Origin of the sequence: Flavobacterium channae, from assembly GCF_021172165.1 — a bacterium.
GTDB lineage: Bacteria > Bacteroidota > Bacteroidia > Flavobacteriales > Flavobacteriaceae > Flavobacterium > Flavobacterium channae.
In genome coordinates this window covers 98,668-114,788 of record NZ_CP089096.1, presented here as the reverse complement: position 1 = coordinate 114,788, position 16,121 = coordinate 98,668, and the positions used below count along the sequence as shown (strand labels likewise).

The 16,121-nt window shown below is 33.2% G+C and carries 14 protein-coding genes; 6 read left to right on the top strand and 8 right to left on the bottom strand.

Annotated elements, in window-relative coordinates:
- Positions 1 to 95: 95 nt before the first annotated feature.
- The 3 genes from LOS89_RS00525 to LOS89_RS00515 all read left to right on the top strand — a co-directional run bounded on the left by LOS89_RS00525 (position 96) and on the right by LOS89_RS00515 (position 2,920).
- Entirely contained in the window at positions 96 to 1,061 is a 966-nt protein-coding gene (locus tag LOS89_RS00525) for a succinylglutamate desuccinylase/aspartoacylase family protein (RefSeq protein ID WP_231835782.1), read from the top strand.
- A gap of 64 nt (positions 1,062 to 1,125) precedes the next feature.
- Positions 1,126 to 2,364, top strand: a complete 1,239-nt coding sequence (locus LOS89_RS00520; protein WP_231835781.1) for a pyridoxal-dependent decarboxylase — start codon at positions 1,126 to 1,128, stop codon at positions 2,362 to 2,364.
- Positions 2,357 to 2,920, top strand: coding sequence for a 5-formyltetrahydrofolate cyclo-ligase (locus tag LOS89_RS00515; protein WP_231835780.1), 564 nt, complete (start codon positions 2,357 to 2,359; stop codon positions 2,918 to 2,920). Before LOS89_RS00520 ends, LOS89_RS00515 begins: the two co-directional genes overlap by 8 nt.
- Here the strand turns inward: LOS89_RS00515 and LOS89_RS00510 are convergent.
- The 6 genes from LOS89_RS00510 to gdhA form a co-directional block, all read right to left on the bottom strand.
- Positions 2,917 to 3,549, bottom strand: a complete 633-nt coding sequence (locus LOS89_RS00510) for a lipoprotein signal peptidase (RefSeq protein ID WP_231835779.1) — start codon at positions 3,547 to 3,549, stop codon at positions 2,917 to 2,919. The genes LOS89_RS00515 and LOS89_RS00510 overlap by 4 nt on opposite strands.
- Positions 3,550 to 3,631: 82 nt before the next feature.
- Complete coding sequence (locus LOS89_RS00505) at positions 3,632 to 4,012, bottom strand: TraR/DksA family transcriptional regulator (protein WP_073581819.1); 381 nt, start codon at positions 4,010 to 4,012, stop codon at positions 3,632 to 3,634.
- Positions 4,013 to 4,061: 49 nt separating this feature from the next.
- The gene (gene ileS / locus LOS89_RS00500; RefSeq protein ID WP_231835778.1) at positions 4,062 to 7,463 is read right to left on the bottom strand and encodes an isoleucine--tRNA ligase; all 3,402 of its coding nucleotides are present in this window, start codon (positions 7,461 to 7,463) and stop codon (positions 4,062 to 4,064) included.
- Positions 7,464 to 7,542: 79 nt separating this feature from the next.
- Complete coding sequence (gene recO, locus LOS89_RS00495; protein ID WP_231835777.1) at positions 7,543 to 8,256, bottom strand: DNA repair protein RecO; 714 nt, start codon at positions 8,254 to 8,256, stop codon at positions 7,543 to 7,545.
- Positions 8,257 to 8,282: 26 nt separating this feature from the next.
- Positions 8,283 to 10,571, bottom strand: a complete 2,289-nt coding sequence (gene porZ, locus LOS89_RS00490) for a type IX secretion system anionic LPS delivery protein PorZ (protein WP_231835776.1) — start codon at positions 10,569 to 10,571, stop codon at positions 8,283 to 8,285.
- Positions 10,572 to 10,691: 120 nt separating this feature from the next.
- Positions 10,692 to 12,035, bottom strand: a complete 1,344-nt coding sequence (gdhA, locus tag LOS89_RS00485) for an NADP-specific glutamate dehydrogenase (RefSeq protein ID WP_231835775.1) — start codon at positions 12,033 to 12,035, stop codon at positions 10,692 to 10,694.
- Between the two features lie 258 nt (positions 12,036 to 12,293).
- Between gdhA and LOS89_RS00480 the strand changes: the two genes are divergently transcribed.
- The gene (locus LOS89_RS00480) at positions 12,294 to 13,070 is read left to right on the top strand and encodes a THC0290_0291 family protein (RefSeq protein ID WP_231835774.1); all 777 of its coding nucleotides are present in this window, start codon (positions 12,294 to 12,296) and stop codon (positions 13,068 to 13,070) included.
- Between the two features lie 68 nt (positions 13,071 to 13,138).
- Here LOS89_RS00480 and LOS89_RS00475 read toward each other — a convergent pair whose 3' ends face one another.
- A complete protein-coding gene (locus tag LOS89_RS00475; RefSeq protein ID WP_231835773.1) occupies positions 13,139 to 14,281 on the bottom strand; it encodes a cystathionine gamma-synthase in 1,143 nt (380 codons plus the stop codon).
- A gap of 30 nt (positions 14,282 to 14,311) precedes the next feature.
- A complete protein-coding gene (locus LOS89_RS00470) occupies positions 14,312 to 14,767 on the bottom strand; it encodes a DinB family protein (protein ID WP_231835772.1) in 456 nt (151 codons plus the stop codon).
- Positions 14,768 to 14,844: 77 nt separating this feature from the next.
- Here LOS89_RS00470 and LOS89_RS00465 point away from each other — a divergent pair, with 77 nt between their 5' ends.
- Entirely contained in the window at positions 14,845 to 15,195 is a 351-nt protein-coding gene (locus LOS89_RS00465; protein ID WP_231835771.1) for an arsenate reductase family protein, read from the top strand.
- Positions 15,195 to 16,082: a DMT family transporter gene (locus LOS89_RS00460; protein ID WP_231835770.1), complete on the top strand. Its 888-nt coding sequence runs from the start codon at positions 15,195 to 15,197 to the stop codon at positions 16,080 to 16,082. The genes LOS89_RS00465 and LOS89_RS00460 overlap by 1 nt, the downstream gene beginning before the upstream one ends.
- Positions 16,083 to 16,121 lie beyond the last annotated feature (39 nt).

Sequence of the window (16,121 nt, the reverse complement as noted above, 5' to 3'; positions counted from 1 at the left end):
ATTAGAACTTTTACACATTGAAAATTTGAATTTTATTTTGGAATTTGCTCTTAAACTTTAACTTTTCGTATTTTTAGCGCTTTATAATCAAACAGATGACTGCCTCAAAACCTCTTGTTATTCTTAAAGAAACTATTTTAGCTGGCGAAAGCAAAACCATTAACATGGAAATTGCCAAGTTGCACACCATGAACAAATTGAAAATTCCAATAATTGTGGAACGTTCAAAACTTGATGGGCCAACGGTTTTATTCACCGCTTGTTTGCATGGCGATGAAATAAACGGAACCGAAATTGTACGTCAGTTAATTGTTCAAAAAATCAACAAACCAAAAAGAGGCACAATCATTTGTATTCCCATCATTAATATTTTCGGATTTATTAATAAAACTCGAGAATTTCCTGATGGTCGCGATTTAAACAGAATGTTTCCTGGTAGCAAAACAGGTTCTTTGGCTAGTCGATTTGCCTACTATGTTTTGAAAGACATCATTCCGCATGTTGATTATGCTATCGATTTTCATGCTGGTGGCGCTAGCCGATTTAATGCTCCTCAAATTAGAATAGTACCAGAAAATCCAGAACTCAAAGAACTTTCCGATGTTTTCAATGCACCTTTTACCTTGTATTCAAAGAATATTTCGGGTTCGTTTCGAAATTCTTGTGATAAATTAGGTGTAAAAATGCTGCTTTTTGAAGGAGGAAAATCGTTAGACATAAACGAAGAAGTAACTACTGATGCAATTGAAGGAACAAAACGATTTTTAGCACATTTGGACATGCTAAATCCAAAGAAAAAAATAATTATTAAAACCAAAAAACCTATTTACATAGAAAAATCAAATTGGTTAAGAGCCAAATATTCTGGCATGTTTCATGGAATGGTAAAAATTGGAAGCTTCATCAAAAAAGGCGAATTAATTGCAACTATTTCGGATCCTTATGGAAAAGTTGAACATAAAATGAAAGCACCACATGATGGTTATGTTATCAATGTTAATGATGCACCAATTGTATATCAAGGCGATGCTATTTTTCACGTTTCAACTCATTTAGAATAGGAAACCTAACAATTATCATGTTTTTATTGGTTTTTGAAATGTAATTTCGCCAAAATTTTTAGGTATGCATTTCTGGAAAAAACTAACACAAGAAGAAAGAAAAGTCCGCATTGAAAAGGCTTTACACGATAATGTTAATTTCTCAAAAGACGCTTCATTAGGTTATCCTGCGTCAAAATTAGACGGTCGCGTTTTTTATGACGATGCGCCATTTTTAAAAGACGCACCAACACTTCAAACCTATGTTGCAAATCCAAACAACATTGGATGTCATACTTTTGGAACATCTGAAAAAGCCTTTTATGGCACTCAAGAAATAGAACGCGAAGTTTTAAATGTAATAGCTGTTGATATTTTTAAAGCTAAAGAAAACGAATTTGACGGCTATATCGCTCCTGGCGGAACAGAAGCCAATATTCAAGCTGTTTGGGTTTTTAGAAATGAATTTCTTCACAATTTCAATGCGAAATTAGATGAAATTGCCATTTTAGCTTCAGAAGACACACATTATTCTATTCCAAAAGCGTCTAATTTATTGCAAATTGATTGGTTAAAAATTCCTGTTGGGTTTGAAAATCGTGAAATTGATGCAGTTGCTTTAGACAACATTATTTCGGAAGCCAAAAATAAAGGTAAAAAATACTTCATCGCCGTTTCTAACATGGCGACTACTATGTTTGGATCCGTTGATGACCCTGACGTTTATACTTCGGCATTGGAAAAACATAGTGTTACTTATCGTTTGCACATTGATGGCGCTTATGGCGGATTTGTGTATCCGTTTAGCAATCAAAAATCCAAAATCAATTTTAGTAATCCAAAAATAAGTTCGATTACTATTGACGCACACAAAATGTTGCAAGCACCTTATGGAACTGGTGTTTTTATTTGTAGAAAAGGATTAATCGAAAACGTATTAACTAAAGAAGCCGAATATGTAGAAGGAATGGATTTAACGCTTTGCGGAAGTCGCTCTGGTGCTAACGCTGTTGCGGTTTGGATGATTTTGTTTACCTATGGTGCTTATGGTTGGTTTGAAAAAATCAGTATCCTACAAATGCGTACACAGTTTTTGTGTCATGAATTAGACAAACTAAACATTAAATACTTCCGTGAACCTTTTATGAATATTGTTACTATTCATGCGGAATCCATTCCGGAGAAAATTGCTGAAAAGTATGATTTAGTACCACAACAACATAACGAAAACAACAAATGGTACAAAATTGTGTTAATGGATCACGTAGAAGTAGAACATTTGACTAAATTTATAGACGAATTGAAAGCGTCTCTAAATGGATAAGAAATCGTTAAGGCAAAAGGCAAAAGCTGAAAGGCAAAAGTTAACTCAAGAGGAAATCGAAGACAAAAGTTTGGCGATTGCGAACCAATTGTTGCGAATGGACATTTGGGACAAATTGTATTATCATTTGTTTTTAACGATTGAAGAGCAAAAAGAAATCAATACCGAATATATTCTGCAAATTTTAGCGGGAAAAGATAAAGAAATCGTCATTTCGAAGTGCGAATTTTCCACTTTAGGAATGACGCATTTTTTATTAACGGATAATACCAAAATCAAAAAGAACAGTTACAACGTTCCTGAACCTGTTGATGGTTTAGAAGTGCCTGATGCGAAAATTGATGTGGTTTTTGTACCGCTTTTAGCCTACGACAAGCAAGGAAATCGCGTGGGTTACGGAAAAGGTTTTTATGATAACTTTCTAAGTAAATGTAAGTCTGAAACGATTAAAATTGGGTTGTCGTTCTTTCCTCCAGAAGAAAGAATTGAGGATGTTTCAACAAATGATGTGAAATTGGATTTTTGTGTGACGCCTGAGGGAATTTTCGAATTTTAATTTTCCTCAGCTAATGCTTCTTCTTTATCCGCATGAGCAAATGCTCTTTTGTTGAAGACAATTAAAATTCCAACACCAGTTGAAATCGCTACATCAGCCACGTTGAAAATAGCGTTGAAGAAAGTGAAGTGTTTTCCACCCCAAATTGGCAACCAAGAAGGTAAGTTTCCTTCCCATATTGGAAAATAAAACATATCTACAACTTCTCCATGGAACCAAGTGCCATAAGGCTGGTCTGAGAACATAGTTGCTACTTGATGATAACTATCGTTAAAAATAACACCATAAAAAACCGAATCGATAATATTACCTAAAGCACCTGTAAAAATTAAAGCAATAGCCACAATTAAGTAATTAGAAGCTTTCTTTTTTACCGAATCCCACAACCACCAAGCAATTCCACCAACTGCTACGATTCGGAATAAGGTTAAAATTAATTTCCCATGTTCGCCAGGAATTTCAGCTCCCCAAGCCATTCCTTCATTCTCAATAAAGTGAATTTGAAACCAATCTAAACCCATTACTTTTATGGATTCTCCGATAAAAAAATGCGTTTTGATATAGATTTTAGAAATCTGATCAATTAGTAAAATGGCAACAATTAAAATATAGGCTTTCTTTAACGACATGTTCAATTTTTTTGCAAAAATAGTGGAATTTATCAAATAAAAAACGCTCCAAACGGAGCGTTAGTATAATTTTGTAAAAAGATTAACGTTGCAAGTTTTTTGCTTCGATACTCATAGTAGCATGAGGAACGATTTTTAATCTTTCTTTACTTATTAATTTACCTGTAACTTTGCACAACCCATAAGTTTTGTTTTCAATACGTATTAAGGCATTTTTTAAATCTCTAATAAATTTTTCTTGACGAATAGCAAGTTGTGAATTGGCTTCTTTACTCATTGTTTCACTGCCTTCTTCAAATGCTTTAAACGTAGGCGATGTATCATCTGTTCCGTTATTTAAGTCATTCATGTAAGCACTCTTAATAAGCTCTAAATCACCTTTAGCTTTTTCTAATTTTGCTTGAATTAACGCTTTGAATTCAGCCAAATCAGCGTCTGAATATCTAATTTGCTCCTCTACCATAATTTCAATATTTTTTATAGTTATACGTCGATTAAAAACCTTTCGGTTCTTATTTTGAAATTAATATGCTCGTTTTAATATCATCAAACTCAATTTCCGTACCATTTTCAAGGTTTTCAACAAAAATTAACGTTTCAGTTAGTGTTTCTGACTTAATATACGTTTCATTTGCTAAAACGGCTTCTTCAACTTGAAGATTTTTTTCCATTTTAACAGTAATCTTGTCAGTTACCTCAAAACCTGAGTCTTTTCTGATATTTTGAATTCTGTTAATCAATTCTCGCGCGATACCTTCTTTTCTTAATTCTTCTGAAATTGTAATGTCTAATGCAACAGTAATTCCATTTGAATTGGCAACTAACCAACCTGGGATATCTTGAGAAGAAATCTCAACATCTTCTAATGATAAAGTTATACTTTTTCCTGAAATATCCATAACCAGCTCACCATCGCGTTCCAATTTAGCAATTTCTTCCTGACCAAAACCTTGTATCTCTTTGGAAATCAATCCCATATCTTTACCAAAACGTGGTCCAAGCGCTTTAAAATTAGGCTTAATTTGCTTCACTAAAACGCCAGATGCATCATCTAATAACTCGATTTCTTTAACGTTTACCTCAGCCTTAATTAAGTCTGAAACTGCCTCAATTTCAGCACGCTGATTTTCGTCAAGTACCGGAATCATTACCTTTTGCAACGGTTGACGCACTTTAATCATCTCCTTTTTACGAAGCGACAAAACCAATGAAGACACCGTTTGTGCTTTCAACATTTTGCTTTCTAACGACTTATCAACAAAGTTTTCAACCGAAACTGGAAATTTCGCCAAATGTACACTTTCAAAAGACTCAGAACCTGTAGCTTGTGTTAAATCTCTGTAAAGTTTATCCATAAAGAATGGAGCAATTGGAGCTGAAAGCTTAGCAACCGTTAACAAACACGTATAAAGAGTTTGATAAGCTGCAATTTTATCAGTTCCGTAGTCACCTTTCCAGAAACGTCTTCTACATAAACGTACATACCAATTACTCAAGTTTTCTTGAACGAAATCGGAAATAGCACGAGCCGCTTTTGTTGGTTCGTAATCGGCATACGCTTCATCCACTAATTGAATTAAAGTATGTAATTCCGATAAAATCCAACGGTCGATTTCTGGTCTTTCGTTTAATAGAACTTCAGCTTCATCATATTTAAAACCATCAATATTCGCATATAAAGCAAAGAACGAATACGTATTATAAAGTGTTCCGAAGAATTTTCTTCTTACTTCCGCCACACCTTCGATATCAAATTTTAAGTTATCCCAAGGATTTGCATTCGAAATCATGTACCAACGTGTAGCATCTGGACCGTATTCAGCCAAAGTAGTAAATGGATCCACCGCATTTCCTAAACGTTTCGACATTTTTTGTCCGTTTTTATCCAAAACTAATCCGTTTGAAACTACGTTTTTGTATGCGATTTTATCAAAAACCAAGGTTCCGATAGCGTGCAATGTATAGAACCAACCACGAGTTTGATCAACTCCTTCTGCAATAAAATCAGCTGGAAAAGCTTCATTATTATCGATATATGATTTATTTTCAAATGGATAATGCCATTGTGCGTAAGGCATTGCGCCTGAATCGAACCAAACGTCAATTAAATCCGTTTCGCGATTCATTGGCTTACCAGAAGCGGAAACTAAAACAATATTATCTACAATATTTTTGTGTAAATCAACTAAATCGTAGTTCGTTTCGTCCATATTTCCAATTTGGAAACCTTTGTATGGATTTTCGCTCATGAAACCAGCAGCAATTGCTTTTTCGATTTCATTGTACAATTCTTCTACTGATCCAATACAGATTTCTTCCGTTTTATCTTCCGTTCTCCAAATTGGCAATGGAATTCCCCAATAACGAGAACGTGATAAATTCCAATCGTTGGCGTTTTTCAACCAATTTCCGAAACGACCTTCACCTGTTGCTTTAGGTTTCCAGTTGATGGTATCGTTTAAGTCGAACATTCTATCTTTGATTTCTGTTACTTTGATGAACCAAGAATCTAATGGATAGTATAAAATTGGCTTGTCAGTTCTCCAACAATGTGGATAACTGTGTACATATTTTTCAACCTTAAAGGCTTTATTTTCTTCTTTTAAACGTATAGCGATTTCAACATCAACCGATTTCTCAGGTGCTTCACCATCATTGTAATATTCGTTCTTTACATATTTTCCTGCAAAATCACCCATTTGAGATACAAATTTTCCTTGTAAATCTACTAATGGAACTGGATTTCCGTTTTCGTCTAAAACTAACATTGGCGGAACTTCAGGTGTAGCTTCTTTTGCTACTTTAGCATCATCTGCACCAAATGTTGGCGCTGTGTGAACGATACCTGTTCCATCTTCTGTAGTAACGAAATCACCAGAAATTACTCTGAATGCATTTTCAGGATTTTGATATGGTAATGTAAATGGCAATAATTGCTCGTATTTGATTCCAACTAAATCAGCACCTTTAGCTTCCGCTAAAATTTGGTATGGAATCTTTTTATCATCAGATTTGTAATTAGTAAAATCTGCTTCTGATTCCGCAACAAAATATTTCCCTCCAAATTGTTTTCCAACTAAAGGTTTTGCTAAAACAACATTGATTGGTTCAAAAGTATATTGGTTGAAGGTTTTTACTAAAACATAATCGATTTTAGGACCAACGGTTAATGCTGTATTTGATGGTAACGTACAAGGAGTTGTCGTCCAAGCTAAGAAATGAACGGTTCCAAAACCTTGTAAGAAGCTTGGTAATGTTTCTTCTTTCGCTTTAAACTGCGCTACAATCGTTGTATCCGTAACATCACGATACGAACCCGGTTGGTTTACTTCGTGAGAAGATAATCCTGTTCCCGCTTTTGGCGAGTATGGTTGGATTGTATAACCTTTGTATAGTAAATCTTTGTTGTAAATTTGTTTTAACAACCACCAAACCGTTTCCATGTACTTGGATTTGTAAGTCACATACGGATCTTCCATATCAACCCAATATCCCATTTTTTCAGTTAGGTCGTTCCATACGTCAGTATAACGCATAACGGTTCTTTTACACGCTTCGTTGTATTCGGTAACTGAAATAGTTTTTCCGATATCTTCTTTAGTGATTCCTAATTCTTTTTCGGTACCTAATTCAACAGGTAAACCGTGCGTATCCCAACCTGCTTTACGCTTAACTTGGTAGCCTTTTTGAGTTTTATAACGACAAAAAATATCTTTAATCGCACGCGCCATTACGTGGTGAATTCCAGGCAAACCATTTGCAGAGGGTGGTCCTTCGAAAAACACGTAAGGAGTTGCTCCTTCACGAGAAGTTACCGATTGTTCAAAGATGTTGTTTTTTTTCCAAAAATCAAGAACTTCAGACGCTACTGTAGGCAAGTCAAGTCCTTTGTATTCAGTAAATTTTGTGCTCATTTTGTCGCTTTCTTAAATCAATTTGCGAAAGTAATGATTTAAAGGTAAAAGGCAAAAAGTAAAAGGCAAAAGTTAAGAATTAGGAAAAAACTTCTTTTAAAACCTCTAAGGATTTAGGTTTTTTGAAACCTTCAAGATGAAGTGCGTAGAAATCCAACAGTATTTTTAACAACATTTGACGTTCTGTTCCTGCAAAAACCTTTTGATCAGAATCAAATTTTAAATTCAAAATCCTTTTAAAAAGTTGTGATTCATGTGCTGAAATCGTATTTACAGATTGAAATGGAGTAAAATAGCCTTCTTTTATATCAAAAAAATCAAAATCCATTTCAGAAACATCAGGATAAAACCCTAAAAACTTTGTCATTTCTATCAATAAAATAAGATGAAAATTAAATGTTTCTTCATGTGTATCTAACCAAAGCAAAGCAGTTTCTAAAAAAGAAAATAAGTTTTCGTTTTTTTCTTCTTCGTGTATGCTGTGATGTAGAATTTCGGATAAAAATATTACAATAGTACTTTTAATTATATTCGTATTTATCGAATGAAAACTGTGTGCTAATTTTATTTCTTTGAAATGTTCAAGTGTGCCTTTATTTTTATGGTTGGCTTCAATTTCAATAATAGTTAGCGGCTGAAAATAAGCTATTTTTTGATTGGCTTTTTTATTAGAATAAGCACTTGGAACAAAGTAACTTTTCAAACCATCAGATTGTGTAAAGCATTTAACAATCAAGCTTTTTTCTTGATATTTTAAAGCAGAAATTACAATGGCTTTAGTTTTAACCAACATCTAAACAGGATTTTCTAGTTGGAATTTTATCTAACAATCATAACTTTTTTCACCGTTGAATCGGTTCCATCTTCAGATGCAACAAAAATCATGTAAACACCAGAGGCTACTTTGTATTTACCGAATGCTTTTGTATCCCATTCTATTGTTCCGCCAGACGAAGTAGTCTCATAAACTAAATTTCCTTCAATATCTGTTATTTTGATATTTGCTTTATCTGTTAAACCGCTAATTTTTACTGTTCCTACAAAATTTGGACGAACAGGATTTGGATAAACATAAACATCGCCTAGGCTATCACTTGGCTTGGTTGAAGTTCCCAAAAATGAAACAATTCCTTTATCGGTAGCAAAAAATACTTCTCCAGAAACACCATCAATTTCAATGTCCATAACATTGTTGCTCGGCAAAGGCGAATTGCTTTTATCGAAGCGATAAATTGTTTGCTGACCATTTGAAGAAACTAGAAAAACTCCTCCGTCAGCTATTGCAATCCATTTTCTGTTAGCTCCATCAACTGCAATATCTAAAATTGGTTGTTGGTAAAAAAGTTCTTGAGCCAAATCGCCTTCTTGAATAATTATTGGAAAAACATCAAGTTCTGTTTCAGAAATAAAACGATCTATACTCGACAAAACACGCAATCCAGCTGCTGTTCCAATCCACAATTGATTTCTGTTATCAATTGCAACACAATTTACAACCGTTGTGGGTAAATCAGCATTCTCTTGATTTATTGTTAAGAATTTATTGTTATAGTTTTCATTAAAAGCAACCACACCATCATTATAAGCTGGAATCCATTTGGTTTTATTTTTATCAATCGCCATTGCATTGTATCTTCCTGTACCAGAATTAGCTGTTACTCCGGATAAATTGTAGGATTGCCATTGACCATTAGATCTAAGTACTTTTATAGCTCTATCTACGTAGGCATTTGTAACCCATAAATTACCTTCTTTGTCAAATGCCGGACTATTGATTCGTATATCAATATATGATGGACTTCCAGGCACTACTAAAGATTCCAATCCATTAGGCCCAGTATTGGTATTATTTAGCAATTCCGTTGTGTCCCCAAAAATTTTCAACATCCCAGAAAAATAAGAAGTTACGTAAACCTGATTGGCATTTGAAGGGTTTATTGCAATATCTGACAACGATTTTGCACCAAATAAATCATCGTATGGTAAGTTTTCCCAACCATTATTTGAAGTATAGGTACTAATCCCAATTTCATCTAATGGATAAGGATTATATGATTGGCTATAATCGCCATGAACCACCCAAATTTTATTTGGGGATTTTTTTAATCTGAAAGTAGCATTTTGAATTGGGCCATTTGGAGACATCGCTGTAAAAACCGTTGGATTTGACAATGCAGTTGAAAATAGTCCGTCTTTTTCTGTTCCAATATATAAAAATTGATCAACTACAGTTGCAGCGGTAAATTGAACGTTATAATCAGGAATTTGGGTAACATGTGCCATTACATTAAAAGCCTGACCCAATACATAAACATGGTTCAATGTTGTAACGATTACTTCACTACCATTAGTTTTTAGTTTTAACCCAGCTTGAACATGATTTAATACTTCTTGAGGAGTAACACCATTAAATTTGTATGTTCTAGCATTATAGTTAGAAGCCACTAGCTGATTATTAAAAGTAACTATTCCAGACCAATATCCAGTGTCAAAAGTTTGCCATTGATTAAAATCATACAGATTTGGATTACTTAAACTTGCTTTTCTAATCCCAAAATATCGTGTTACAGCATAAATCTCATCATTAAGAACTGTTGTTTGCAAAACAGATGTTTCTTCGCCAGATGTTCCTATAAAATAAGTGGACACAAATTCTGATGTAGTAATATTTATAACCGAAATCCCATAATCTGTTGCTACATAAAGCAATCCGTTGTGTTCATAAAAATCATTGATTTTTTTAACATTAGGAGGAACTGGAACCTCAGATATTATATCAACTTTTGTTGAAACAGAACCATCAGCATTTATTATTAAAATTAAACCATTATTGTTACCAATAAAAGTTTTTCCTGACGATTCCGAATGGTGAATTGTCGTAATAACATCAGGTTTTAATCCTGTAATTGAATTGTAAATATTTAAATCGTTTGCTGTAATTAATTTTGAAAAAACGGCATTTTCAGTTGATGCAAAAACACTATTACTTGCCGATTCTACATCAACAATTTCATTATATGAAAAATATCCTTTCCACATTTGATTGCTTTGTTGAGCAAAAAAAAGTTGAGAAATTAAAAATAAGTAAATCTGAATTGTCTTTTTCATTTCAAGTCTTTAATACAAATATAATACAAACGTTTTAATTTTAATTTTGATATATTTTTAAAAGAAAAAAGCTCTTTTAGTTTCCCAAAAGAGCTTTTTTAAATTTATAAATGTTGTTTTTTAAACAACACCTTGAGCTAACATTGCATCGGCAACTTTTACGAAACCAGCAATATTGGCACCTTTTACATAATTTACATAACCATCTTCTTCAGTACCATATTTTTTACATTGATTATGGATACCTGTCATGATGTCTTTTAAACGAGCATCAACTTCTTCACTTGTCCAATTTAGACGGATAGAGTTTTGTGTCATCTCTAATCCAGATGCAGCAACACCACCAGCATTAGCTGCTTTTCCAGGAGCAAATAAAACTTTTGCATCTAAGAATTGTTTAATTGCATCTAAAGTACATGGCATATTTGCTGCTTCAGTAACACAAGTAACCCCGTTTGCAATTAATTTTTTAGCATCTTCCTCGTTTAATTCATTTTGAGTAGCACATGGAATGGCTATATCAACTTTTGCTTCCCATGGACTTTTCCCTTTATGGAAAACGGCACTTGGGAATTTTTCAGCAAAACTTTCTGCTCTATTATTTCCACTAGCTCTCATTTCTAACATAAAGTCAATTTTCTCACCAGAAATTCCGTCAGCATCATAAATATAACCATCAGGTCCAGAAATAGTAACTAATTTCCCTCCTAATTCATTAACTTTTAAAGCTACACCCCAAGCAACATTTCCAAATCCAGAAATAGCAACTGTTTTTCCAGAAATTGATTGCCCTACAGTATTTAACATTTGTTGTGTGAAATAAACAACACCATAACCTGTTGCTTCAGGACGAATTAAAGAACCTCCATAAGCCAAACCTTTTCCAGTTAAAACTCCAGTAAATTCATTTCTAATTCTTTTATATTGACCAAACATGTAACCAATTTCTCTCGCTCCTACTCCAATATCTCCAGCAGGAACATCCAAATCAGGTCCAATGTGACGACACAATTCTGTCATAAAAGATTGGCAAAAACGCATTACTTCAGCATCTGATTTACCTTGTGGGTCAAAATCAGAACCTCCTTTTCCTCCACCCATTGGTAAAGTAGTTAAACTGTTTTTGAAAACTTGCTCAAAAGCCAAGAATTTTAATACAGATAAATTTACTGTTTGATGGAAACGAATTCCTCCTTTATAAGGACCAATTGCTGAATTCATCTGAATACGGAAACCTCTATTAACTTGGATTTCACCTTTGTCGTCTACCCATGGCACTCTAAAAATAATTGAACGCTCAGGTTCTGCCATTCTTAAAAGTACATTTTTACCATCATACTTTTTCTCATTTGCAATAAAAGGCATTACTGTTTCAGCAAATTCTCTTACCGCTTGTAAAAATTCTGGTTCGTTTGGATTTTTGGCTTCAACAAGAGCCATAAAATCATTGATTTTTTGTTCCATTATACTATAAAACTTGTAGATAAACTAATTCGTTAAATATATTTTTTACTTATAAATTATCAATTTCTCAAAAATTGAGTGGACAAATATACATTTTAAAAATTACTTGGTATATTTTTAAGGAAATTTTATAATCATCGTAAATCAATATTTCATTCTTAACATAAAGTTAAGATTTTTATGCAAGAAAAACATTCTTTTTTTTTTGAAGTGCGGTTTGTTTTTATATATTTGTCCGATAATGGAAAAATTTTAGCGATGACTAAAAAAATTAAATACCTAATAATATTGCTTTTAGGAGCAAATCTTTCGATGAATGCTCAATTCGGTTTTTCACACGAAGTTGGGGCTTTTATAGGAGGCGTTGCTTTTCAATCTGACTTTGGAGTAAGACATGATTTTGAAACTAATGCTGGAAACACTGGTTTTGGTATTGGTTTAGTTCATTACATGAACTTTGCTTATCGTGCAGAATGTAACTGTTACATGCCAGAAACTTATTTTAACGATCACTTTAAAGTTCGCTCTGAGTTATCTTACAATAGTACTCAATTGCAACATTTTGGTAAATGGGTTGACAAAAACTCTTTTACAGCTGCGCAATTAAGAGCAATGAGAGGTGAAGCTAAAGTTACCGACATTGGTATGCAATTAGAATTTTTCCCATTAAGTATCCGTGAGTTTACTGCTACTGATGGTGCTTGGGCTCCATTTATTGGATTAGGTGCTCATTATTCATTTTTCCAAAACGGAACATATTCTGAACTTGGCGCAATGGATACTCCAATATCTACGCCTATTAAATATTATGGTGCATGGTCTAATGAAGGTGGAAGCACTTGGTCAGTTGTTGGAAGTGTTGGAACACGTTATAAATTAACAGAATTATCCGACTTATTTGCTGAATTAAGATGGCAATATTATTTTTCTGACTGGGTTGATGGTTTAAATCCTGATCCTCAAGTATATACAGAAAACAAAGCAAACGATTGGAACTTATGGTTTCATGTAGGATACATTTATTACTTAGATTAATAAAAACCAACTATATAAAAAAATCCCGATTCATAGAATCGGGATTTTTTGTTTTGTATTATTTTATACTATTTAAAAGCTTGTTCTAAATCTGCTAATAAATCTTCGATATCTTCGATTCCTACGCTTAAACGAACCAAATCATCTGAAATACCAACTTCTTTTCGCTTGTCTTCTGGAATAGAAGCATGTGTCATTAAAGCAGGATGATTAGCTAACGATTCAACTCCACCTAATGATTCTGCTAACGTAAACACTTTTAAATTTTCCAAGAATTTAATCGCATCTTCTTTTTTACCTGATTTAAAAGTAAATGTTACCATTCCTCCAAAACCATTCATTTGTTTCTTTGCAATTTCATGAAATGGATGCGATGCTAATCCAGGGTAATAAACGCGTTCTACTAATGGATGATTGTTCAAATATTCCGCAACCTTTTCACCATTTTCGCAATGACGTTGTACTCTCAAGTGCAATGTTTTTATTCCTCTTAAAACCAAGAAAGAATCCATTGGACCTAAAGTAGCACCAGTAGCAAATTGTTTAAAGTGTAATTCTTCTGCTAAAGTTTTATCTTTAATAATTAAAGCTCCTGCTATAACATCAGAATGACCTCCTAAATATTTTGTAGCAGAATGCATTACAATATCAGCTCCTAAATCCAATGGTTTTTGTAAATATGGTGTTGCAAATGTATTGTCAACAGCAAATAATAAATTGTGTTTTTTAGTAATTTGAGCAATTGCAGCAATATCGGCTAATTTCATTAAAGGATTTGTTGGTGTTTCAACCCAGACCAATTTTGTATTCTCATTGATTAATGACTGAAATTTGTCCAAATCATTCATATCGACAAAATGAAATTTTATTCCGCTATCTTTATATAATCTTGTAAACAAACGGTATGTTCCACCATATAAATCATCCATTGCAATGATTTCGTCGCCAGCTTTAAAAAGTCGTAATAAACAATCTGTTGCTGCTAAACCTGAAGAAAAAGCCAACCCTTTAGCTCCATTTTCGATACTTGCTAAAGCATCTTCAAGTGCTGTTCTTGTAGGATTTGCTGCTCTACTATATTCGTAATCACCAACTGGCTTTCCAGGACTCGATTGCACATAAGTAGAAGTCTGAAAAACAGGTGGCATTACTGCTCCTGTTACTTTTTCATGATGTTGACCACCATGTATCGTTTTTGTATTAAATTTCATTTTAATTTATTTTTTACAAAGGTAATAAGATTATAGGAATTTTTTGATTTGTAACATAATTCCTAAATGAATTCCTTCATGGTAATTGTTAAACTCGATTGCTTCTTCTAATGAGCCTAAATGAAAGCCTGTTTTAGTTTGATAGGGATTAAAATCTTTAAAAACTCCTGCTTTAAAATCTGATTTGGTTTTTAAAATCATTTCTAATAATAGTTTCTTTATTTCATCCACTTCCTCTTGTGTGGTTTTACCATCTGGTCTTGATCCGTTTTTGTATTTTTCAATCATTTCCGCCGAAATATTTTGTGGTAATCCAGATAATCCATAAACTAATCCTTGTTGTGAAACCACAATATGACCAATATTCCAAATTAGATTATTACTCATTCCTTCCGGAATTTTATTCAATTGATCGAGTGTGTAATTTTCTAAAAATTTCAAATAAATTCCTCTACTAGTTTCCCAAATTTTAAAAGTGGTTTCCATAAATATTATTTTTTTATAAAATTACTAATTTTTAGAATTGAAAACGCAGTATTTTTGCAACTCATAATATTAAAAAAATGAATAAAATATATTATTTAGCTTCATGCGATACTTGTCGAAAAATCATTAAATCGCTACCAAATACAGATAAATTAACTTTCATCGACATTCGCCAAAATCCAATTTCGGAAAGCGATTTAGATGAAATGTACCAATTAGCAGGTAGTTATGAAGCCCTTTTTAGCAAAAAAGCACAATTGTATAAATCGTTAGGCTTAAAAGATAAAAATCTTACAGAGCCAGATTTTAAAAAGTATCTTTTAGAACATTACACCTTTTTAAGTCGTCCCGTTTTTATCATTGATGGCAAAATATACATTGGAAATAGTCCAAAAAACATTCATGAAGTAATTACTGTTTTAAGCTAATGTCAAAAAGAAGTTGGGCATTATTTGCCGCTACCTTAGTTTCCATCATATACGGAGTAACCTTTACGATTGCCAAAGATGTAATGCCAAAATATGTTGATGCTTTCGGATTTATCGTAATGCGTGTTGGCGGTTCTGTACTTTTGTTTTGGCTTATCTCATTCTTTGGTCCAAAAGAAAAAATTGCGTTGGAAGATTTTCCTAGAATTGTTGCTGCCGCTTTTTTTGGCGTAGCATTCAATATGCTTACCTTTTTTAAAGGGTTGAGTTATACTTCTCCTATTATGGGTGCGGTATTAATGGTAACAACCCCAATGATTGTTCTAGTTTTATCTGCGTTTATCATGAAAGAACGCATGGAAAACAGAAAGGTTTTGGGAATTATTTTAGGATTAGCGGGAACCACAACTTTAATTTTGTACGGAAAGTCGATGGTAAATGCGCCAAATGCTTCTTTAGGAAATTTATTGGTTTTTGTAAATGCCGTTTCCTACGGATTTTACCTTATCATCGTGAAAAAATTAATGGATAAATACAACGCCTTCACCTTCGTAAAGTGGATTTATACATTTGGTTTTTTGATGGTATTACCATTTGGTTGGAGCGAATTTCAAGCCATAGATTTTGCTAATTTACCAACGGATATTTTCTGGAAAATTGGTTTCGTAGTAGTATTTTCGACCTTTTTGACCTATTTACTGAATTTAGTTTCCATGCGCGAATTAAAACCTACAACCGTAGCGGTTTTCATCTATTTACAACCACTTTTTGCCACTATTTTCGCTGTAAGTTTAGGTAAAGATGAATTAACATTGGTTAAAATTGCTTCTGCAGTTTTAATATTTATTGGTGTTTATTTAGTTACACAAAAGAAAGCCAATTCTTGAGCAAAAACGACTACTAAAGACTAAAAACCAAAGACTGAA